Raw genomic sequence first — 19935 nt, 5'->3', positions numbered from 1 at the left:
CTCCCGAAGGGTTCAAAACGGGCTAAATAGGCACACGCGTCCTACCGTGGCCCCGTGACCGAGCCACCGCAGACCGCCGATCCCACCCCCGCGCCGGACCCGCCCGCCCCGGGTGCCGCACCGGCCGCGGACGGCCCCGCGCCCCAGACCCCCGCCGCCGTGCGCCGCCGCGCCGTCCTCGCCGGGGCCGCCGTCTCCGCCCTGCTGATCCTCGCGATCGTCTTCGGCAGCAGGCTGCTCCGCGACTTCGACTCGGCCCTGCTGCCCTACGCCGTCGCCACCGTCTTCCTCGCCTTCGGCGTCGCCTACCGCTACACCGTGTGGGTCTCCGCCCCCGGCGCCCGGCGCCTCTTCCGCCAGGGCTGGCGCTCCTTCTTCTCCGCGGCCAACTTCCGCCGCGCCCCCACCGCCCTGCCGAAGATGATCGCCACCTACCTCGGCCTCCAGAAGTTCCTCGGCGCCCGCTCGCACGCCCGCTGGGCCGCCCACCAGCTCCTCTTCTGGGGCTGCGTCCTCGCCGCGCTCATCACCTTCCCCCTCACCTGGGGCTGGTTCACCTTCACCTCCGGCAGCGGCGACGGACCCGGCTACGAGATGCGGATCTGGGGCTTCAAGGTCCTCGGCTTCAACGCGCTGAACATCATCGGCTGGCTCATGTTCCACGGCCTGGACATCGCCGCCGTCCTCGTCATCTCCGGCGCCTCCTACTTCCTGTGGCGGCGCATGAAGGACCGCGGCGCCATCACCGGCCAGCGCTTCGCCTACGACCTGATCCCGCTGATCGCCCTGGTCGTCGTCTCGGTGACCGGCCTCCTGCTCACCTTCTCGTCGATCTTCCTGCACGGCGGCGGCTACGAGTTCCTGGCCGTCCTCCACATGGTCTCGGTCGTCTTCACCCTCATCTACATCCCGTTCGGGAAGTTCTTCCACATCGTGCAGCGGCCCGCCGCCGTCGGCATGCAGCTGTTCAAGTACACCTCCCGCGACAAGGACGCCGACGGGGAACTGAAGACCTGCCGCCGCTGCCACGAGCCCATCGACACCGCCGCCTACGTCGAGAACCTGCGCGGCACCATGAAGGACCTCAAGCTCGACTTCGACGAATGGGCCGAGTACTGCCCCCGCTGCAAACGCGTCCTGCGCGGCAACGCCTACCTCACCCACGTCAAGAAGGGCTTCCAGTAAGTGACCGCCACCGACCCGTCCCGCGCGCTGCCGCTCGACCCCTCCGTCGCCCCGCCCGGCACCCGCAGCTTCCGCGACGCCGGAGGCATCCCCGCCGACCGCTGGCACGCCGACCAGAACGGGGAGACCCTCGTCCCCACCCACTGCTGCTTCTGCGGCGTGCAGTGCGGCATGTACCTGCGGGTCGACCACGGCGGCAAGGTCTTCGGCGTCGAACCCCGCAACCACGACATCAACCGGATGCGGCTCTGCCCCAAGGGCATCAACGCCTACCAGCAGGTCAACCACCCCGACCGGCTCACCGCCCCGCTGCTGCGCCGCAGCCGCCACGAGGAGTTCCGCGAGGTCAGCTGGGACGAGGCCCTCGACCACACCGTCGCCGAGATCCGCCGCATCCAGGCCGAGCACGGCGCCGACGCCTTCGGTCTCCTCGGCGGCGCCAGCCTCTACTCGGAGAAGACCTACCTCGTCGGCAAGTTCGCCCGCGTCGCCCTCAAGACCCGGCACGTCGACTACAACGGCCGCCTCTGCATGGTCTCCGCCGCCGGCGCCAACAAGCTCGCCTTCGGCATCGACCGGGCCGGCAACCCCTTCTCCGACATCCTCCTCACCGACTGCCTCCTCATCGCCGGCTCCAACGTCGGCGAATGCTTCCCGGTGATGACCCAGTACCTGTGGGGCGCGCGGGACCGCGGCGCCAGCCTCATCGTGGTCGACCCCCGGCAGACCGCCGTCGCCCGCACCGCCGACGTCCACGTCGCCCTCAAGCCCGGCACCGACTCCGCCTTCTTCAACGCCGTCCTGCACGTGATCGTCGCCGAGGGCCTCACCGACGAGGCGTACCTCGCCGCCCACACCACCGGCTGGGACGAGGTCAGGGCCACCGTCGCCGCCTACCCGCCGTCCCGCTCCGCCGCCGTCTGCGGCGTCCCCGAGGAGCAGATCGTCCAGGTCGCCCGCATGTTCGCCGGCGCCGGCCGGGCCATGGCCTGGCACGCCCGCGGCGTCGAGCACCACTCCCAGGGCGTCGAGAACTGCCTCACCATCATCAACCTCTGCGTCGCCACCGGGAACATCGGCAAGCCCGGCGCCGGCTACGGCACCATCACCGGCCAGGGCAACGGCCAGGGCGGCCGCGAGCACGGCCAGAAGTCCGACCTGCTCCCCGGCGGCCGCTCCATCACCAACCCCGAGCACCGCCGCCAGATCTGCGAGATCTGGGGCATCGAGGAGTCCGAACTGCCGCCCGCCGGCACCTCCATGATGGAGATGGTCTGGCAGATGCAGCGCCGCGAGATCCGCGGCCTCATCGGCATCTGCAACAACCCCTTCGTCTCCCTCCCGAACTACGCCACGGTCAAGGAGGGGTACGACACCCTCGAATTCCACGCCCAGTTCGACTTCTTCCTCTCCGAGACCGCCGCCAACGCCCACGTGGTCTTCCCCGTCACCGTCTGGGCCGAGGACGAGGGCGTCATGGCCAACGCCGAGGCCCGCGTCGTCAAGCACAACAAGGCCCAGGAACCCCCGGCCGGGGTCCGCACCGACACCTGGGTCATCCGCGAGCTCGCCAAACGGCTCGGCGCCGGAGACAAGTTCGAGTTCCCCGACTCCCGCTCCGTCTTCGAGGAGCTCCGCATCGCCTCCGCCGGCACGGTCAACGACTACTACGGCATCACCTACGAGCGCCTGGAGGAGACCGGCGGCATCGCCTGGCCCTGCCCGACGACCGACCACCCCGGCACCCCCCGCCTCTTCGAGGACGGCCGCACCTACCACCCCGACGGCAAGGTCCACCTCCAGGTCGTCGAGTGGCACCCGCCGATGGACCCGTACAGCGAGGAGTACCCCCTCTCGCTCACCACCGGCCGCACCGTCGCCCACTTCCTCTCCGGCAACCAGACCCGCCGGCTCGGCGCCCTCGTCGAGCAGACCCCCCGCCCCTGGGTCGAGGTCCACCCCTCCCACGGCTTCCGCAACGGCGACCCCGTCCGCGTCGTCACCCGCCGCGGCAGCGAGGTCTTCCCCGCCCTGGTCACCGAGGCCATCCGCCCCGACACCGTCTTCATCCCCTACCACTGGCCGGTCCCCACCGCTGCCAACGCCCTCACCATCGACGCCCTCGACCCGCGCTCCAAGATCCCCGAGTACAAGGTGTGCGCGGCCCGCATCGAGGCCGCCGAACGCGTCGACGAGGTCCCCGCCCCGCCGACCGCCCCGGGACAGCCCGCCTACCCGGAGACCCAGGTGTCCCGCACCGACCCCCTGCCGCCCACGTCCCCGCAGGGCCGGGGCACCGCGGAGAGGAGCTGACCGCTCATGATGGGCCGCACCATCTTCATCGACCCGGGCCGCTGCATCGGCTGCCAGGCATGCGTCTCCGCCTGCCGCGAATGCGACTCGCACCGCGGCAAGTCGATGATCCACCTCGACTACCCCGACGAGGGTCATACCGTCGCCTCCCTTCCCACCGTCTGCATGCACTGCGAGGACCCCGTCGCCCCCTGCGCCGAGGTCTGCCCCGCCGACGCGATCCTGGTGACCGCCGACGGCGTGGTGCAGCAGGCCGACACCACCCGCTGCATCGGCTGCGCCAACTGCGTCAACGCCTGCCCCTTCGGCGTGCCCAAGATCGACCTCCAGGCGAAGCTCCAGATGAAGTGCAACCTCTGCTACGACCGCACCGCCTACGGTCTCGCCCCCATGTGCGCCACCGTCTGCCCCACCGGCGCCCTCTTCTACGGCACCCTCGACGAACTCCGCGCCGAACGCCCCGGCGTCCAGGTCGCCGACTCCTTCACCTTCGGCGACGTCGTCGTCCACACCGGCGTGGCGATGGTCGTCCCCGCCGACAAGGTCCGGTGGCCCGTGCCCGGCGGCCTTCCGGTCGTAGAGATCAACGGAGTGGATGTCAGATGAGCGTCACCGAACAGCCGCCCGCCGAGGGGTCCCGGGACACCGACGCGGCCCAGGAGGCGCTGCACGACCGGATCGCCGCCGACTCCCTCACCACCCGCCGCGACTACCTGCGGATCGTGGCCACCGTCTCCGGCGGACTCGCCGTCGGCGGCGTCGCCGTCGCCTCCGGCATCCTGCACCGCCACGGCGACGGGGACGGCACCCCCGAGCCCAAGAAGATCGCGGACCGGATCCTGCCCGGCGAGTCCCTCGCCTTCCGCTACCCCGGCGACGAGGACCGGGCCATCGCCGTCCGCATGGCCGACGGCACCCTCGCGGGCTACTCGGCCGTCTGCACCCACCTCGCCTGCGCCGTCCTGTGGCGCAAGGAGCGCGGCAGCGAGGGCGAGCTGTACTGCCCCTGCCACGAGGGGATCTTCGACGCCCGCACCGGGGAGGTCACCGCGGGCCCGCCGCCGCGCGGCCTGCCCAAGGTCCTGCTGATCGAGCAGCTCGACGGGAGCGTCTGGGCCATCGGCACGGCCCGCTCCGGCGAGAGCCTCCAGGAGGGTCTGTGCCGCCAGCAGGGCGACGCCCTGCGCCTGTGCCGGGGCGGCGCCGGAGCCGAGGGCGAGAGGAGCGAGCGCACATGACCGACAGCGCCTTCCCGCAGGACCCGAGGGCCCCCCGGCCGGCGGACCCGCCGCCGGCCCAGCCGCCCTCGTACCACCCGGGCAGCGCCGAGCCGAGACTGAACCGGCCGGTGCACGAGCGGTATCCGCAGATCCGGCCCACCAGCGGATACGCCGACCCGCGCGTCCGGCACACCGGGCCGGGCCCGGGAGCGGGCACGGAGCAGGAACCGGAGCGCTCCTCGAAGCTGTCGGCGCGGCTCGCGCTGGCGCTCACGGTGCTGATCGGCCAGCTGTGGGCGCTGACCATCGTGGTGGACGAGTGGATGTCCGGGAACACCGGCACCGCCTGGTGGGGTGCGGGCTTCCTCGTCCTGTCGTTCCTGGTCGTCCTCGGCCTGTGGGCGCTCGATCCGAAGGACCGCTGACCGGCCGGACCCCGGCCGGCCGGGCGGAAGGCCGCCGGGGTCCGGGGCGGGGGAGCGGGCGTACCCTGAAGAGATGAGCACCGCCCCTGCCCACGGACCGCGAGACGCGAGGCCGACCGCCGCCGCACCGGACGACGCGCGGAAGCCGAGGCCGGCGATCGTCTTCGACGATCCGCTGGACGCGCAGTCCGCGGACGACACGGACCGCGGGTGGGGTGAGCGGCCTTTGACCGGCGGCGGCGCCGCCGACCTCGCTCGCTTCCTCGACGAGAAGCCGCCGCACCACATCTGACGCCGGAGCGCCGCCCGGGTCAGGCGGAGTGCGACCCGGAACCGCCCGGGGCGGCGCCGGAACCCGAGCCGGAGGACGGCCCGCGCTGCGCGATCAGGTGGTCGCGGATCTCCTTGAGGACCTCCAGCTCGCTGACCTCCATGACCTCGTCCACGCCCTCCTTCGCCTTGTCGTGCGCGGCGCGCTTGGCGAGGACCTTGGCCATCGGCAGGACCATCAGGAAGTAGACGACGGCCGCCGTGATGAGGAAGCTGAGCACCGCGCTGAGCACGAGGCCCCACTGGAGCAGGATGCCCTGCATCTCGCCGTCCACGACCTGGCAGGGGTCCTGGATACAGGTGCTGTAGCTCTCCAGGTCCTTCGTGCCGAAGGCGCCCACGACCGGGTTGATGATCCCCTTGACCACCGAGTTCACGATGTTCGTGAACGCGGCGCCGATGACGACCGCCACCGCGAGGTCGATCACGTTCCCGCGCATCAGGAAGGCTTTGAAGCCCGCCAGGACGCTTTCCTTCTTCTCGGCCACCGAAGTGCCTTTCTTCGTATGTGCTGCTGTGTGCGCAGCCATTAGGCCGTGAAGGGGACGAGGGCGTCCAATCCGTACACACGGGCAGGTGACTTGACGGAGCGTCCGTGCGAATCAGCACAGGGTCACCGCCAGTTGAGAGGTGACGGCGGCGCCCGCCAGCTCCGCCGCCGTCGCGCGCGGCACGGCGAGGACGACCAGTGCCCCGCCGTCCGGCCGGTCCCCGACCGCCGCCGGGACCCGGGCGACCCGGGCGGACCGGGCGATCACGCGCGCCCCGCCGCCGCTCCCGCCGCCGGACGCGGCGACGACGTCGACCCGGTCGCCGGGCCGCAGCAGCCGTACGGCCTCCGCGTCGGCGATCCGCACCGGCGCGGAGACGAGCCGCACGGGAGCCGCGGCCTCGGCGGGCGCGGGCGCCGGGGCCGGGGCGGGAGTGGGTCCGGGGGAGCGGGCCAGGGCGAGGGCGGCGGCCGTCAGGACGAGCAGGGTGACGGGCAGGTGCCGGTGCCGCCGCAGGGCGCGGCGCAGCCGGGACCGGGTGCCGCGCACCCGCAGCGGCGGAAAGGGCGGGACCCCGCACGGCGCGGGGACGGGGGTGGGGGAGTCGGATTCGGTCACGGCGGACACCGCCTTCCGGTCGGCCGGCCCCGCACGGGCACCGGCACGGGCGCCGACGCGGAGCCGTACGGGCCCCCGGGCGGAGCCCCCGTACAGGCAACCCCGCACGAGGGGACCCGTACAAAGGAGCCCGTACGAGGGGACCCGTACAGGCACCCCGCGCGGGACATGTGGACGGGCCCACTCTCCCGCCGTTCCCGCGTCCCCGCTTCAGCCTGTGGACAGACCCCCGGGTGTGGACAACCCGGTCACCCGTGCGAGGGGGCGCGGACGGACCGGGCCGTCCACCGCCGCAGGCATGCCGAAGGCCCCGGCCGTGAGGTGCGGACGGGGCCTTCGGCGGAGCTTTCGGCGCGGGTCAGGCGGCCGGCGTCGAGGTGGGCTTCGGCGAGGACGACGGCTTCGCGTCGGACGACGAGGCCGCCGGGGCCGGCGAAGGGGTCGAGGTCGTCGACGTGCCCTTCGAGGCGGGCGAGCTGCTGGACGAGGCGCCGCGGCTGTCGTTCCGGTAGAAGCCGGAGCCCTTGAAGACGATGCCGACGGCCGAGAACACCTTCTTGAGGCGGCCGTGGCAGGCGGGGCACTCGGTCAGCGCGTCATCCGTGAACTTCTGGACCGCCTCAAGGCCCTCGCCGCACTCGGTGCACTGGTACTGGTAGGTCGGCACTAGTCTTCCTCCTGGCACTCACACTCATCGAGTGCTAACGACGGTCCATAGTGACGTATTCCGCGGGTTCAGTCCACCGCCACCGGCACGCGGTGACCGACACCACGTGCCGCGACCCGGCTCGTCTCGCGCGGCCGGAGCCGCGCGCGCAGGGCGACGAGGGTGACGAAGGCGAGCGCCGTGCCGGCCGCCGGGACGAGGAATCCGGCGCCGGAGCCGTGCGCGTCGGCGAGCCGGCCGGCGACGGTGACGGCGGCGGCCTGGCCCAGCGCGACGGCGCCGGTGAGCCAGGTGAACGCCTCGGTCCTGGCGGTCGCCGGGACCAGGGTCTCGACGATGGTGTAGCCGGTGATCAGCGCCGGGGCGATGAACAGGCCGACGACCAGGCCGAGGGCGGCGAGGAGCACCACCGAGTGCGCGGTCCACAGCAGGGACGCGGCGACGGTGAGGCCGGTGTAGCCCAGGATCAGGCGGCGCAGGGGCCCGCCCTTCCAGGCGACGGCGCCCATGGCGATGCCCGCGAGCATGTTGCCGGCCGCGAAGACGCCGTACAGCAGGCCGTTGGCGCCGGGGTTGCCGATCTCCTCGCTGAAGGCGGTCAGCGAGACCTGCATCCCGCCGAAGACGGCGCCGATGCCGAGGAAGGCGACGATCAGGACGCGGACGCCGGGGACGGAGAGCGCGGAGCGGTGCTCCTCGCCGTTGGCGCGGCCGGCGGCGAGGAGGCCGTGCGGCGGCTGGGTGGCGCGCTGGGCGGCGAAGAAGAGGCCGCCGACGAGGGTGAGGGCCGCCTCGGTGATCAGGCCGGCGGCCGGGTGGATCCCGGTGCACAGGGCGGTGGCGAGGACCGGTCCGACGACGAAGGTGAACTCGTCGGTGACCGACTCGAAGGCGGCGGCCGTCGGCATCAGGGGCGTGCCGTCCAGCTTCGCCGCCCAGCGGGCCCGGACCATCGGGCCGACCTGCGGGACGGAGGCGCCGGCGGGCACGGCGGCGAGGAACAGGGCCCACAGCGGGGCCCCGGCCAGCGCGAGCACGACGAGCAGGGAGACGGAGGCGGAGTGGACGAGGACGCCGGGCAGGAGGACGGCGCGCTGGCCGAAGCGGTCGGCGAGCTTGCCGCTCTGCGGGGCGAAGACGGCCATCGAGACACCGGTGACGGCGGCGACGGCGCCGGCGCTGCCGTAGGAACCGGTGGTGTGCTGGACCAGCAGGACGATGCCGATGGTGAGCATCGCGAAGGGCTGGCGGGCGGCGAAGCCGGGGATCAGAAACGAGAGCGCACCGGGGGTGCGCAGGAGCTGCCCGTATCCGGGCCGCTTCCCGGTGACGACCGTGGACGCCACGGTCCTTGCCTTTCTGCCGCCTGGTAGCGCGCCGTGGCACGGTGGTGCCGGTGTCGCCGAGAGCTGTCCTCATGCGCGGAACTGCGGTAGATACCGGGTGGGCCCTCACTGCGGGAGGGGCTCCGCGGCCGCCATACGGTCGCGCCAGCTCTGCTTCAGGCAGAGTTGGTTCGATCAAGTGTGCCTTCATGGTACAGGGAGGAGCGCCCTCCTTCCTGTGATTCCACAGGGGAGAACGCTTCCGACCCCGAATTAATGCCCGTGATTAACGCTTCGTCCCTTCGTCCTTCACCGGCTTCACCGGTATCGGACCGGTCACCGACGAGGGCCGGTGGAAGCGGGTCCGGGTCGGGGTGACCGTCTCCCGGCCGTCGCCGGTGCCGAGCCAGCCGGCCAGCTTGCCGCCCTGGCCGACCGCCCGCAGCCGGCGCTCGGTGGCGTCCCGCACCGGGTCGGTGGCGACCACGAGGAGCTCGTCGCCGGTCCTGAGCACGGTGGCCGGGCCGGGCACGAAGCTCGCGCCGTCGCGGACGACGAGGGTGACGGCCGAACCGGCCGGCAGCCGCAGCTCGGCGACCTCCACGCCGTGCATCCGGGAGCCCTCCGGGACGGCGACGGAGAGCAGGTGGCCGCGCAGCCGCTCCAGCGGGGCGGACTCCACGCCCAGGTCGGCCGCCCCGGCGGAGTCGCCGAGCTTGAGGGCCCTGGCGAGCCAGGGCAGGGTCGGGCCCTGGATCAGGGTGTAGACGACGACGAGCACGAAGACGATGTTGAAGATCCGCTCGCTGCCCTCGATCTGCCCCACCATCGGAATGGTGGCGAGGATGATGGGGACGGCGCCGCGCAGTCCGGCCCAGGACATCAGGGCCTGCTCCTGCCAGGGGATCCGGAAGGGCAGCAGGCTGACCAGGACCTCCATCGGCCGGGCCACCATCGTCAGGACCAGGCCGATGACGACCGCCGGCCAGAAGTCGTTGACCAGGTCGTGCGGGGTGACGAGCAGGCCGAGCAGGACGAACATGCCGATCTGGGCGATCCAGCCGAGGCCCTCGGCGAAGCCCCGGTTGGCGGGGGCGTGCGGCAGCTTGGCGTTGCCGAGGATCATCGAGGCCAGGTAGACGGCGAGGAAGCCGGAGCCGTGGGCGAGCGCGCCGGCCGCGTAGGCGGTGACGGCGATGGCCATGACGGCGATCGGGTAGAGGCCGGAGGCGGGCAGCGCGATGTGCTTGAGCCCGTACGCCCCGACGAAGCCGACCGCGAGGCCGACGGCGGCGCCGATGGCCAGCTCCAGGGCGATCGTGCCGACCAGGACGTACCAGTCGTCGACCGGTCCGGCGGTGGAGAAGGCGACGACGAGGATGACGACGGGGGCGTCGTTGAAGCCGGACTCGGCCTCCAGGACGCCGGTCACCCGGGACGGCAGCGGCACCTTGCGGAGCACGGAGAAGACGGCGGCGGCATCGGTGGAGGAGACGACCGCGCCGATGATCAGCGCCTGCCGCCACTCCAGGCCGACGAGGTAGTGGGCGCCGGCGGCGGTGATGCCGACGCTGACGGCGACACCGAGGGTGGAGAGGACGACCGCGGCCGGCAGGGCCGGCTTGATCTCCTTCCACTTCGTGCCGAGACCGCCCTCGGCGAGGATGACGACGAGCGCGGCGTAGCCGATGACCTGGGTCAGCTCGGCGTTGTCGAAGGCGACGTTGCCGATGCCGTCCTGGCCGAGCGCGATGCCGATGCCGAGGTAGAGCAGCAGGCTGGGGAGCCCGCTGCGGGACGAGATCCGCACGGCGGCGACCGCGATCAGCAGCACCAGTGAGCTGATCAGCAGGAGTTCGTTGAGCTGGTGGACAGTCAGTGCGCCGGTCCCTTCCCTCGCAGCGGCCGGATCGTTCCTCCAGCGGCAGGTACTTCGTTACCTTACCTAATCTTTAACGCTTTCTTGACGCCTTCTTTGCGCTGGGCCGATCGGGCGTACGGTTCCCTTCCCGAAGCCGGGTCCGGGGGCCGCGGGCGCTGCGCCTAAGGTTGCTCCCGTACTCCAGGACCACCCTGCCCCTCGAAGGACAGCGATGCCCTCCAACACGACCGCGCCCCCCGCCAAGAAGAAAGGCAGGCGCGCCCGCCTGCTCGTCCTGCTCCTGGTCCTTGCGCTGGTCGGGGCCGTCGCCTTCGGCGGCTGGTGGGGCGTGGGCACCGTCCGGGCCTCGTTCCCGCAGACCACCGGCGAGCTCCGGATCGACTCGCTCTCCGGCGAGGTCGAGGTGAAGCGCGACGCCCTCGGCGTCCCGCAGATCTACGCGGACAACGAGGCGGACCTCTTCCGCGCCCAGGGCTACGTCCAGGCGCAGGACCGCTTCTACGAGATGGACGTCCGCCGGCACCTCACCGCGGGCCGCCTCTCCGAGATGTTCGGCGAGAGCCAGGTCGAGACCGACGCCTTCCTGCGCACCCTCGGCTGGCGCCGGGTCGCGCAGCAGGAGTACGACACGGTCCTGAGCAAGGAGACCAAGCAGTACCTCCAGGCGTACGCGGAGGGCGTCAACGCCTACCTGAAGGACCGCGACGCCGAGGACGTCTCCGTCGAGTACGCCGCCCTCGCCCTCACCAACGACTACGCGATCGAGCCGTGGACGCCGGTCGACTCGGTCGCCTGGCTCAAGGCGATGGCCTGGGACCTGCGCGGCAACATGCAGGACGAGATCGACCGCTCGCTGCTCACCAGCCGGCTGACGCAGGCCCAGATCAAGCAGCTCTACCCCGAGTACCCGTACGCCCTGCACCAGCCGATCCTCGACCGCGGCGCGGTCGACCCGGTCACCGGGAAGTTCGACCCGGAGGCCGGCGCGGCCGACGAGGAGGACGGCACGGGCGGCGGTACGCGCACGGGCGCGGGCACCGGCTCGGGCGGCGGCACGGGCACCCAGCTCGGCGCCCTCTCCGGCCTCTCCGACGTCCTCGACGGCGTCCCCGCGCTCCTCGGCCCCAACGGCAACGGCATCGGATCCAACTCCTGGGTCGTCGCCGGGAAGCTCACCACCTCCGGCAAGCCGCTCCTCGCCAACGACCCGCACCTCGCGCCGATGCTGCCGTCCCTCTGGTACCAGATGGGCCTGCACTGCCGCTCCGTCTCGGCGACCTGCCGCTACGACACCGCCGGCTACACCTTCTCCGGCATGCCCGGCGTGATCATCGGCCACAACGACTCCATCGCCTGGGGCCTCACCAACCTCGGCGCCGACGTCACCGACCTCTACCTGGAGAAGATCGGCCCCGACGGCTACCTCGTCGACGGCAGGACCAAGCCCTTCGACACCCGCGAAGAGGTCATCAAGGTCGCCGGCGGCGCGAACCGCACCATCACCGTCCGCTCCACCGAGCACGGCCCGCTGGTCTCCGACCGCTCCGCCGAACTGGAGAAGGTCGGCCAGAAGGCCCCCGTCGGCAACTCCGCCCCCGACCGCTCCACCGGCTACGGCGTCTCCCTCCAGTGGACCGCCCTCCAGCCCGGCCGCTCCATGGAGGCGATCTTCGCCCTCAACCGCGCCCAGGACTTCGAGCAGTTCCGGGCCGCCGCGAAGAACTTCGAGGTCCCCTCGCAGAACCTCGTCTACGCCGACACCAAGGGCAACATCGGCTACCAGTCCCCGGGCAAGATCCCGCAGCGCGCCAAGGGCGACGGCACCCTGCCCGCGCCCGGCTGGGACTCCGCGTACCGCTGGAAGGGCTACATCCCCTTCGAGAAGCTGCCCTACGAGTACAACCCCGAGCGCGGCTACATCGTCACCGCCAACCAGGCCGTCATCTCGCCGGACTCCTACCGCGACCTGCTCACCAAGGACTGGGGCTACGGCTCGCGCAGCCAGCGGATCAACGACCTCATCGAGTCGAAGACCAAGGACGGCGGGAAGATCTCGCCGGACGACATGCGCACCATGCAGACCGACAACCGCAGCGAGATCGCGACCCTGCTCAACCCGCTGCTGCTGAAGGTCGACATCTCCGACCCGTACGTCCGCGAGGCCCAGAAGCTCCTTGAGGGCTGGGACTACGCGCAGGAGCCCGACTCGGCCGCCGCCGCGTACTTCAACGCCGTCTGGCGCAACGTCCTCAAGCTCTCCTTCGGCGACAAACTGCCCAAGGAGGTGCGCGCCGAGGGCGACTGCGTCATGGTCCGCCCGGCCGACTCCGCCGGCCCGGTCGACGAGCAGAACAAGCTGGTCCGCGAGTGCGGCGAGCGCGACCCCGACTCGGCCCAGCCGGACGGCGGCGACCGCTGGTACGAGGTGGTCCGCCCGCTGCTCAAGCAGGACAGGAGCGAGTGGTGGAAGACCCCGGCCACCCGCACCGACCCGGCCACCGAGACCCGCGACCAGCTGCTCGCCCGCGCCATGAAGGACGCCCGCTGGGAGCTGACCGCCAAGCTCGGCAAGGACGTCTCCACCTGGAGCTGGGGCCGCCTGCACCAGCTGACGCTGAAGAACCAGACCCTCGGCACCGCCGGCCCCGGCATCGTGCAGCGGCTCCTCAACCGCGGCCCGTGGAACCTGGGCGGCGGCGAGGCGGCCGTCGACGCCACCGGCTGGAACGCGGCCGGCGGCTACGAGGTCATCTGGGTGCCCTCCATGCGGATGGTCGTCAACGTCGGCGACTGGGACCGGTCCCGGTGGGTCAACCTGACCGGCGCCTCCGGCCACGCCTTCCACGACCACTACACCGACCAGACGGACGCCTGGGCCAACGGCGAGCTGTACGACTGGGCGTACGGGAAGGCCGCCGTCGACGCGGCGACGAAGGACACGCTGAGGCTCAGGCCGTGATCAGGAACGGCCGAACCGGGTCGCCCCCTTCGGGGTGACCACCGCGTGCACGGGGTGGTCGTGCGGTTCCTCCGGGACCCGCGCGACCACCTCGTCCGCGTAGAGGAGCACCACCAGGGCCGGGTCCTTCCCGGCGCGGGCGAGCCGGGCCAGGACCCGGTCGTACGAGCCGCCGCCCCGGCCCAGCCGCATGCCGCGCGCGTCCACCGCGAGCCCCGGGAGCAGTACCGCGTCCGCCGCGGTGACGGCGTCCGGGCCGAGCCGGGGGCCGGTCGGCTCCAGCAGGCCCCGGCCCGCCTTCGCGAGCCCGCCGGGGCCCTCGTAGACCGCCCAGTCCAGGTCGTTGTCGGGCAGCAGCACCGGCAGCAGGACGCGCGTCCCGCGCGCGTGCAGGGCGTCCAGCAGCCCGCGCGTGCCGGGCTCGCGGCCCACCGAGACGTACGCGGCGACGGTGCCGGCTCCGGCGAGTTCGGGCAGGTCCAGGCCGTGCGCGGCGAAGCCCTCGGCGGCCCGCGCCAGGGCGTCGGGGCCGAGCGCGGCGCGCGCGTCGAGCAGGCGGCGGCGCAGGGCGCCCTTACCGACCGGATCAGGACGGTTTTCCTTCACGGGGGTCCTCGGCATTCTCATGAATCGGCTTTTATAGGGATGAACTTAATCGGAGTCACATTTTTCTCTCATTCCCTGGCGGATAAGATGCCCGCATGAATCAGTTGTTCCCCAGGGCGGGCGGCATCAGCAAGGCCGTCATCCCGGCCGCCGGTCTCGGTACCCGCTTCCTCCCGGCCACCAAGGCGACTCCCAAAGAGATGCTGCCGGTCGTCGACAAGCCGGCCATCCAGTACGTCGTCGAGGAGGCCGTCGCCGCGGGCCTCTCCGACGTGCTCATGATCACCGGCCGCAGCAAGAGGGCGCTGGAGGACCACTTCGACCGGAACTACGAGCTGGAGGAGGCGCTGACCCGCAAGGGCGACGAGGCCCGCCTCTCCCGCGTCCAGGAGTCCAGCGACCTCGCCACCATGCACTACGTGCGCCAGGGCGACCCGCGCGGCCTCGGCCACGCGGTGCTGTGCGCGGCCCCGCACGTCGGCGACCAGCCCTTCGCCGTCCTCCTCGGCGACGACCTGATCGACCCGCGCGACCCGCTGCTCGCGCGGATGGTCGAGATCCAGGAGCGCGAGGGCGGCAGCGTCGTCGCGCTGATGGAGGTCGAGCCCTCCCAGATCCACCTGTACGGCTGCGCGGCGGTCGAGGCGACCGCCGACGGCGACGTGGTGCGGGTCACGGACCTGGTCGAGAAGCCGGAGCCGTCGGAGGCGCCCAGCAACTACGCGGTGATCGGCCGCTACGTCCTGGACCCCGCCGTCTTCGACATACTGCGGGAGACCGAGCCGGGCCGGGGCGGCGAGATCCAGCTCACCGACGCCCTCCAGAAGCTCGCGAGCGACGAGAAGCTCGGCGGCCCGGTGCACGGCGTCGTCTTCAAGGGCCGCCGCTACGACACCGGCGACCGCGGCGACTACCTGCGGGCCATTGTCAGACTCGCGTGCGAGCGTGAGGATCTGGGGCCGGACTTCCGGACCTGGCTCCGGCGATACGTCAACGAGGAGATGTAGCACCTTGAGCAGCGACGCGGCACCGTCCCGGGAGCACGGGGATCCCGAGGAGCACGGGGAGCACGAGCACGCGCCGGGCGACCCCTGCGCGGGCCCGGCCCGCGGCCTGTGGTCGGTCGACGAGCACCTGGCCGACATCCTGGCCACGGTCCGCCCGCTCGACCCGATCGAGCTCCAGCTCCTCGACGCCCAGGGCTGCGTCCTGGTCGAGGACGTGACGGTGCCGGCGGCGCTGCCGCCGTTCGACAACAGCTCCATGGACGGGTACGCGGTCCGGGTCGCCGACGTCGCGGGCGCGACCGGGGAGTTCCCGGCCGTCCTCACCGTCGTCGGGGACGTCGCCGCGGGCGACGGCGGGCTGCCCGAGGTCGGCCCCGGCCAGGCCGCCCGGATCATGACCGGTGCTCCGCTGCCGCCCGGCGCCGAGGCCGTCGTCCCGGTCGAGTGGACCGACGGCGGCACCGGCGGCGGCGCCGCCACCGGCATGCGGGCCGCGTCCGCCGCCCCCGAGGGCGCGGCCGGCGAGGTGCGGGTGCACCGCGCGGCCGGGGCGGGCGCCCACGTCCGCCGGACCGGCAGCGACGTGCGGGCCGGGGAGCTCGCCCTCGCGGCGGGCACCGTCCTCGGGCCGCCGCAGATCGGCCTGCTCGCGGCGATCGGCCGGGGCACCGTCCTGGTCCGCCCCCGCCCCCGGGTCGTGGTCCTCTCCACCGGCAGCGAACTCGTCCAGCCCGGAGAGGAGCTGGGCCCCGGCCAGATCCACGACTCCAACAGCTTCGCGCTGGCCGCCGCCGCCCGGGACGCGGGCGCGCTCGCCTACCGGGTCGGCGCGGTCGCCGACGACGCCGAGTCGCTGCGCGCCACCATCGAGGACCAGCTGATCCGCGCCGACCTGATGGTCACCACCGGCGGCGTCAGCGTTGGCGCCTACGACGTGGTGAAGGAGGCGCTGGCCGAGGGCGGCCAGGTCGACTTCCGCAGGCTGGCGATGCAGCCGGGCAAGCCGCAGGGCTTCGGCGCGGTCGGCCCCGAGCAGATCCCGCTGCTCGCCCTGCCGGGCAACCCGGTCTCCTCGTACGTCTCCTTCGAGCTCTTCGTCCGGCCCGCGATCCGCGCCCTGATGGGCCTCGCGGAGCTGCACCGGCCGGTGGTCCGGGCGACCCTGGAGGCGGACGCCCCGCTCTCCTCCCCGGCGGGCCGGCGGCAGTTCCTCCGGGGGAGGTACGACCCCGAGGCGGGCACCGTCACCCCCGTGGGCGGTGCCGGCTCCCACCTGGTCGCGGCCCTCGCCCACGCGGACTGCCTGCTGGTGGTCCCCGAGGCCCGGGAATCGGCCGAGCCGGGCGAGGAGCTGGACGTGGTCCTCCTCGGCTGAGGCGCGGCGGGTGGGGGTACGGTGTCGTCCCACACAGCCACCGGGAGTGTCACGGCGATGAGCACGCAGCAAGGTCTCACCCACATCGACGAGGCGGGGGCGGCCCGCATGGTCGACGTCTCCGCGAAGGACGTCACGGCGCGCACCGCGCGCGCCAGCGGGCGGGTCCTCGTCTCGCCGCGCGTGATCGAGCTGCTGCGCGGCGAGGGCGTCCCGAAGGGCGACGCGCTGGCCACCGCCCGGATCGCCGGGATCATGGGCGCCAAGCGGACCCCGGACCTGATCCCGCTCTGCCACCCGCTGGCCCTCTCGGGCGTGACGCTGGACCTCACGGTCGCGGACGACGCGGTGGAGATCCTGGCCACGGTGCGGACCGCGGACCGCACGGGCGTCGAGATGGAGGCCCTGACCGCCGTCTCGGTGGCCGCCCTGACGGTCGTGGACATGGTCAAGGCGGTCGACAAGGGCGCGGTCATCTCCGACGTGCGGGTGGAGGAGAAGACCGGCGGCAAGTCCGGCCGCTGGACCAGGGGCGAGGCGTGACGCGCGGCGGCCGGGTCGCGGGCGCGCACGACCACGCGGAGCCCGCTCCCGCGGAGCCCCCGGCGGCGGGCGGCGCCCTGACCGCCCCGTACGCGGCGCTCGTCGTCACCGCCTCCAACCGGGCCTTCGCCGGGGTCTACGAGGACAGGGGCGGTCCGCTGATCGCCGAGGCCCTGCGCGGCCTGGGCTTCGCGGTCGACGGCCCGCGGGTGGTGCCCGACGGGGCGCCGGTCGAGGAGGCGCTGCGGGCCGGGGTCGCGGCCGGGTACGACGTGATCCTCACGACCGGCGGCACCGGCGTCTCGCCGACCGACGAGACGCCCGAGGCGACGGCCCGGCTCCTGGACCGGGAGATCCCCGGCATCCCGGAGGCGATCCGCGCGTACGGCCGGGAGAAGGTGCCCGCCGCGGCGCTCTCGCGCGGTCTCGCCGGGGTCGCGGACCACACGCTGATCGTGAACCTGCCGGGCTCGACCGGCGGGGTGCGGGACGGCCTGGCCGTCCTGGAGCCGCTGCTGCGGCACGCCGTGGACCAGATCCGGGGCGGCGACCACCCGAGACCGGCGGAAGCGGGCCCGGCGTCATGACCGCGGCCTGGCCGGTCGTGCTTGCCGACGGGGACGTGGTCCTCCGGCCGATAAGGATGCGCGACCAGCGGGACTGGCGGGAGGTGAACCGCCGCAACCGCGAGTGGCTGCGCCCCTGGGAGGCGACGGTGCCGCCGCCGGCGCCCGGGATGCCGCCCGCGCAGCGGCCGACGTACCGTCAGATGGTCCGCCACCTGCGGTCGGAGGCGCACGCGGGCCGGATGCTGCCGTTCGTCGTCGAGTACCGGGGCCGGCTGGCCGGGCAGTTGACGGTGGCCGGGATCACCTGGGGCTCGATGTGCTCGGGGCACGTGGGGTACTGGGTGGACGCCGAGGTCGCCGGGCGCGGGGTGATGCCGACGGCGGTGGCGCTCGCCACCGACCACTGCTTCCGGACGGTGGGGCTGCACCGGATGGAGGTGTGCATCCGGCCGGAGAACGGCCCCTCGCGGCGGGTGGTGGAGAAGCTCGGCTTCCGCGAGGAGGGGCTGCGGCCGCGCTATCTGCACATCGACGGCGCCTGGCGGGACCACCTGGTGTTCGCGCTGACGGCGGAGGAGGTCCCGGAGGGGCTGCTGGCCCGCTGGCGGCGGACGCGACGCCGGGATGCCGCCTGATTCGCATAAGCGTTCGAATTCCAATGGCATATGAACACCGTTCGATCTGAACAATCACAAAAAAGTTCAGTGATATCAGCCAGATCGTGCGACACACCGGGCCAATTGGCCGATGCCCCGTCGCGAACCCCTCTACCGTGTGAGGCGTGAGCAGCAGCGGCCTCATCTACGCAGTCATCGTCGGGGCCTGGGCCGCCTACTTGGTGCCGATGTGGCTCCGCAGGCAGGACGAGCTGAACGAGGCCCGTCCGACGGAACGCTTCAGCACCGCCATCCGGCTCCTGTCCGGACGGGCGGGGATGGAGCGCCGATACGCCAAGGAGTTGCGCGAGCGGGACCGTACGGCCCGGGGGACGGCGTCCGACGAGGACCCGGACACGACGACCGAGCATCTGGACTCGGTCGACGTCCGGGCCTTCGCCGCGCCTCCGGCCAGGACCGAGGCGCGCCTCGAACTCCCCGAGCCCGAACCGGCCCCCGCCCGGCCCGCCGCCGGCGCCGCCGAGCGGGCCCGCCGCGGCAAGGCCCTGGCCCGCCGCCGGCGCACCACCGTCGTGCTCTTCTCCGCCTTCACCCTCGGGGCCGTCGTCGCCGCCGTCGGCGGCATTGCCTTCCTGTGGGCGCCCGCCGTCCCCGCCGTTCTGCTCAGCGCCTACATCGTCCACCTGCGCGGACAGGAGCGCCGCCGCTTCGTCTACGTGATGGACCGGCGCCGCGCCGAGGACGCCGCCGCCCGGCTCCGCGAGATCCGCCGGGCCGTCGCGCCCGAGCCGGAGCCGTCCCCCGCGCCGCAGGTCTCCCCGCAGGAGGCCGACCGGCGCGCCCTGGTCGAGCAGACCGACCACGCCGAGTGGGTGGACCAGCAGCGCGAGCGCGGCCCGGCCCGCGGCGACAGCTGGGACCCGGTCCCGGTGCCGCTGCCCACCTACGTCACCGCGCCGGTCGCCCCGCGCGCCACGAACGGCGTGGACGTGACCGACCCGGAGACCTGGAGCGCGGCCCGCTCCTCGACCGCCGCCGAGCAGCCCCCGGCCTCCGAGCCGCCCGCCCGCCGCCGGCAGGCCCCGCCGCGCCGGGGCCGCGACCACGGCCGCACCCCCCTCTTCGACCAGTACGCCGACGACGACCGCCCCCGCGCGGCCAACGAGTGAGCACCCCCGGCGGGACCGGTCGACGGGTCTTCACCTGACCTGCGGCGGAAGCGATTTTTCTTCTCGCCGACCGGGGTGCTAATGTTTCACACGTCGCAGGGGCCTGTGGCGCAGTCCGGTAGCGCACCTCGTTCGCATCGAGGGGGTCAGGGGTTCGAATCCCCTCAGGTCCACCAGCGAAGGGATCCCGTCCGATCGAAAGATCGGGCGGGATCTTTCTTTTGCCCAGGGGGCGCGCCCGTACCGGCCTTTGCCCGGGGGAGCGCCCGAGTCGGCGGTCCGGCGGGGTGGGGCGGTTTCCGCCCGATGTCGGATTGATCTTGTTGATCATGAGAAAAGGCCAGCGGCGGCTTTTAGTGCCTGTCGACGCAATTGCGGAGCCGTATAGGGGTGAATCGGGGCCTCCTCGGAGGTGATGCCGAGGTCTGGCTCAAGTTCCGCTCAAGTCGGTGGCGGGGTGCGGCATCGGTCATCATTCTTTCGTCGTCCGTCGGTACAGGAAACGAGAGAGGTGACCGTGTCCGCAGAGATGCCACGCGGTAAGAGAAGAAGAACGAGCTCCAGAAGAAGACGCCTGATAGCCATTGCGCTGACCGGAACCCTTTCCGCGTCCGCATTCACCGCGCTTCCCGCA

At 72.7% G+C, this 19935-nt stretch carries 19 protein-coding genes and 1 tRNA gene; 14 read left to right on the top strand and 6 right to left on the bottom strand.

What is annotated here, in order from left to right; genetic code table 11:
* The first annotated feature begins 54 nt into the window (after positions 1 to 54).
* From IE219_RS21770 to IE219_RS21745, 6 genes are all read left to right on the top strand, one after another.
* The gene (locus IE219_RS21770; RefSeq protein WP_189979981.1) at positions 55 to 1185 is read left to right on the top strand and encodes an MFS transporter; all 1131 of its coding nucleotides are present in this window, start codon (positions 55 to 57) and stop codon (positions 1183 to 1185) included.
* The gene (locus tag IE219_RS21765; protein WP_189979979.1) at positions 1186 to 3498 is read left to right on the top strand and encodes a molybdopterin oxidoreductase family protein; all 2313 of its coding nucleotides are present in this window, start codon (positions 1186 to 1188) and stop codon (positions 3496 to 3498) included.
* 6 nt (positions 3499 to 3504) lie between these two features.
* Entirely contained in the window at positions 3505 to 4104 is a 600-nt protein-coding gene (locus IE219_RS21760) for a 4Fe-4S dicluster domain-containing protein (RefSeq protein WP_189979977.1), read from the top strand.
* Positions 4101 to 4736 (top strand): QcrA and Rieske domain-containing protein, encoded by a 636-nt coding sequence (locus IE219_RS21755; protein ID WP_189979976.1) that lies wholly within the window; start codon positions 4101 to 4103, stop codon positions 4734 to 4736. Before IE219_RS21760 ends, IE219_RS21755 begins: the two co-directional genes overlap by 4 nt.
* The gene (locus IE219_RS21750; protein WP_189979975.1) at positions 4733 to 5143 is read left to right on the top strand and encodes a hypothetical protein; all 411 of its coding nucleotides are present in this window, start codon (positions 4733 to 4735) and stop codon (positions 5141 to 5143) included. The genes IE219_RS21755 and IE219_RS21750 overlap by 4 nt, the downstream gene beginning before the upstream one ends.
* Positions 5144 to 5216: 73 nt before the next feature.
* Entirely contained in the window at positions 5217 to 5435 is a 219-nt protein-coding gene (locus IE219_RS21745) for a hypothetical protein (RefSeq protein WP_189979974.1), read from the top strand.
* Between the two features lie 19 nt (positions 5436 to 5454).
* On the opposite strand, the gene mscL is transcribed toward IE219_RS21745, so the two are convergent.
* The 5 genes from mscL to IE219_RS21720 all read right to left on the bottom strand — a co-directional run bounded on the left by mscL (position 5455) and on the right by IE219_RS21720 (position 10408).
* Positions 5455 to 5961, bottom strand: coding sequence for a large conductance mechanosensitive channel protein MscL (gene mscL, locus IE219_RS21740; protein ID WP_229849922.1), 507 nt, complete (start codon positions 5959 to 5961; stop codon positions 5455 to 5457).
* 114 nt (positions 5962 to 6075) lie between these two features.
* Positions 6076 to 6582 (bottom strand): hypothetical protein, encoded by a 507-nt coding sequence (locus tag IE219_RS21735; protein WP_189979972.1) that lies wholly within the window; start codon positions 6580 to 6582, stop codon positions 6076 to 6078.
* 358 nt (positions 6583 to 6940) lie between these two features.
* Complete coding sequence (locus tag IE219_RS21730) at positions 6941 to 7249, bottom strand: FmdB family zinc ribbon protein (protein WP_189979971.1); 309 nt, start codon at positions 7247 to 7249, stop codon at positions 6941 to 6943.
* Between the two features lie 68 nt (positions 7250 to 7317).
* Entirely contained in the window at positions 7318 to 8595 is a 1278-nt protein-coding gene (locus tag IE219_RS21725) for an MFS transporter (RefSeq protein ID WP_189979970.1), read from the bottom strand.
* A gap of 265 nt (positions 8596 to 8860) precedes the next feature.
* Complete coding sequence (locus IE219_RS21720) at positions 8861 to 10408, bottom strand: potassium/proton antiporter (RefSeq protein ID WP_229849921.1); 1548 nt, start codon at positions 10406 to 10408, stop codon at positions 8861 to 8863.
* Between the two features lie 259 nt (positions 10409 to 10667).
* Here IE219_RS21720 and IE219_RS21715 point away from each other — a divergent pair, with 259 nt between their 5' ends.
* Positions 10668 to 13415, top strand: coding sequence for a penicillin acylase family protein (locus IE219_RS21715; RefSeq protein ID WP_189979969.1), 2748 nt, complete (start codon positions 10668 to 10670; stop codon positions 13413 to 13415).
* Here IE219_RS21715 and IE219_RS21710 read toward each other — a convergent pair whose 3' ends face one another.
* Positions 13416 to 14021 carry a 5-formyltetrahydrofolate cyclo-ligase gene (locus IE219_RS21710; protein ID WP_229849920.1) on the bottom strand — a complete coding sequence of 202 codons (606 nt, stop codon included), beginning with the start codon at positions 14019 to 14021 and terminating at the stop codon, positions 13416 to 13418.
* 95 nt (positions 14022 to 14116) lie between these two features.
* Between IE219_RS21710 and galU the strand changes: the two genes are divergently transcribed.
* From galU to IE219_RS21675, 7 genes are all read left to right on the top strand, one after another.
* A complete protein-coding gene (gene galU, locus IE219_RS21705; protein ID WP_189979967.1) occupies positions 14117 to 15028 on the top strand; it encodes a UTP--glucose-1-phosphate uridylyltransferase GalU in 912 nt (303 codons plus the stop codon).
* A gap of 4 nt (positions 15029 to 15032) precedes the next feature.
* Positions 15033 to 16403: a molybdotransferase-like divisome protein Glp gene (glp, locus tag IE219_RS21700; protein ID WP_373298867.1), complete on the top strand. Its 1371-nt coding sequence runs from the start codon at positions 15033 to 15035 to the stop codon at positions 16401 to 16403.
* 57 nt (positions 16404 to 16460) lie between these two features.
* Entirely contained in the window at positions 16461 to 16946 is a 486-nt protein-coding gene (gene moaC, locus IE219_RS21695; RefSeq protein ID WP_189979965.1) for a cyclic pyranopterin monophosphate synthase MoaC, read from the top strand.
* Complete coding sequence (locus IE219_RS21690) at positions 16943 to 17533, top strand: MogA/MoaB family molybdenum cofactor biosynthesis protein (RefSeq protein ID WP_189979963.1); 591 nt, start codon at positions 16943 to 16945, stop codon at positions 17531 to 17533. Before moaC ends, IE219_RS21690 begins: the two co-directional genes overlap by 4 nt.
* Positions 17530 to 18150 (top strand): GNAT family N-acetyltransferase, encoded by a 621-nt coding sequence (locus IE219_RS21685; protein WP_189979961.1) that lies wholly within the window; start codon positions 17530 to 17532, stop codon positions 18148 to 18150. Before IE219_RS21690 ends, IE219_RS21685 begins: the two co-directional genes overlap by 4 nt.
* A 146-nt stretch (positions 18151 to 18296) precedes the next feature.
* Entirely contained in the window at positions 18297 to 19301 is a 1005-nt protein-coding gene (sepX, locus tag IE219_RS21680) for a divisome protein SepX/GlpR (RefSeq protein ID WP_189979960.1), read from the top strand.
* A gap of 99 nt (positions 19302 to 19400) precedes the next feature.
* Positions 19401 to 19477: transfer RNA gene (locus IE219_RS21675), tRNA-Ala, on the top strand.
* Positions 19478 to 19935 lie beyond the last annotated feature (458 nt).

This window comes from Streptomyces termitum (assembly GCF_014650175.1).
Classification (GTDB): domain Bacteria; phylum Actinomycetota; class Actinomycetes; order Streptomycetales; family Streptomycetaceae; genus Streptomyces; species Streptomyces termitum.
Note: the sequence above shows the minus strand (reverse complement) of the source record. Positions and strands in the feature narration are given on the sequence as shown.

Excerpts from the sequence above, each read along its gene's own strand:
- IE219_RS21715 (WP_189979969.1), top strand. The coding sequence starts at position 10,668 with ATGCCCTCCAACACGACCGCGCCCCCCGCCAAGAAGAAAGGCAGGCGC.
- IE219_RS21755 (WP_189979976.1), top strand. The coding sequence starts at position 4,101 with ATGAGCGTCACCGAACAGCCGCCCGCCGAGGGGTCCCGGGACACCGAC.
- IE219_RS21685 (WP_189979961.1), top strand. The coding sequence starts at position 17,530 with ATGACCGCGGCCTGGCCGGTCGTGCTTGCCGACGGGGACGTGGTCCTC.
- IE219_RS21745 (WP_189979974.1), top strand. The coding sequence starts at position 5,217 with ATGAGCACCGCCCCTGCCCACGGACCGCGAGACGCGAGGCCGACCGCC.
- galU (WP_189979967.1), top strand. The coding sequence starts at position 14,117 with ATGAATCAGTTGTTCCCCAGGGCGGGCGGCATCAGCAAGGCCGTCATC.
- moaC (WP_189979965.1), top strand. The coding sequence starts at position 16,461 with ATGAGCACGCAGCAAGGTCTCACCCACATCGACGAGGCGGGGGCGGCC.
- IE219_RS21760 (WP_189979977.1), top strand. The coding sequence starts at position 3,505 with ATGATGGGCCGCACCATCTTCATCGACCCGGGCCGCTGCATCGGCTGC.
- IE219_RS21750 (WP_189979975.1), top strand. The coding sequence starts at position 4,733 with ATGACCGACAGCGCCTTCCCGCAGGACCCGAGGGCCCCCCGGCCGGCG.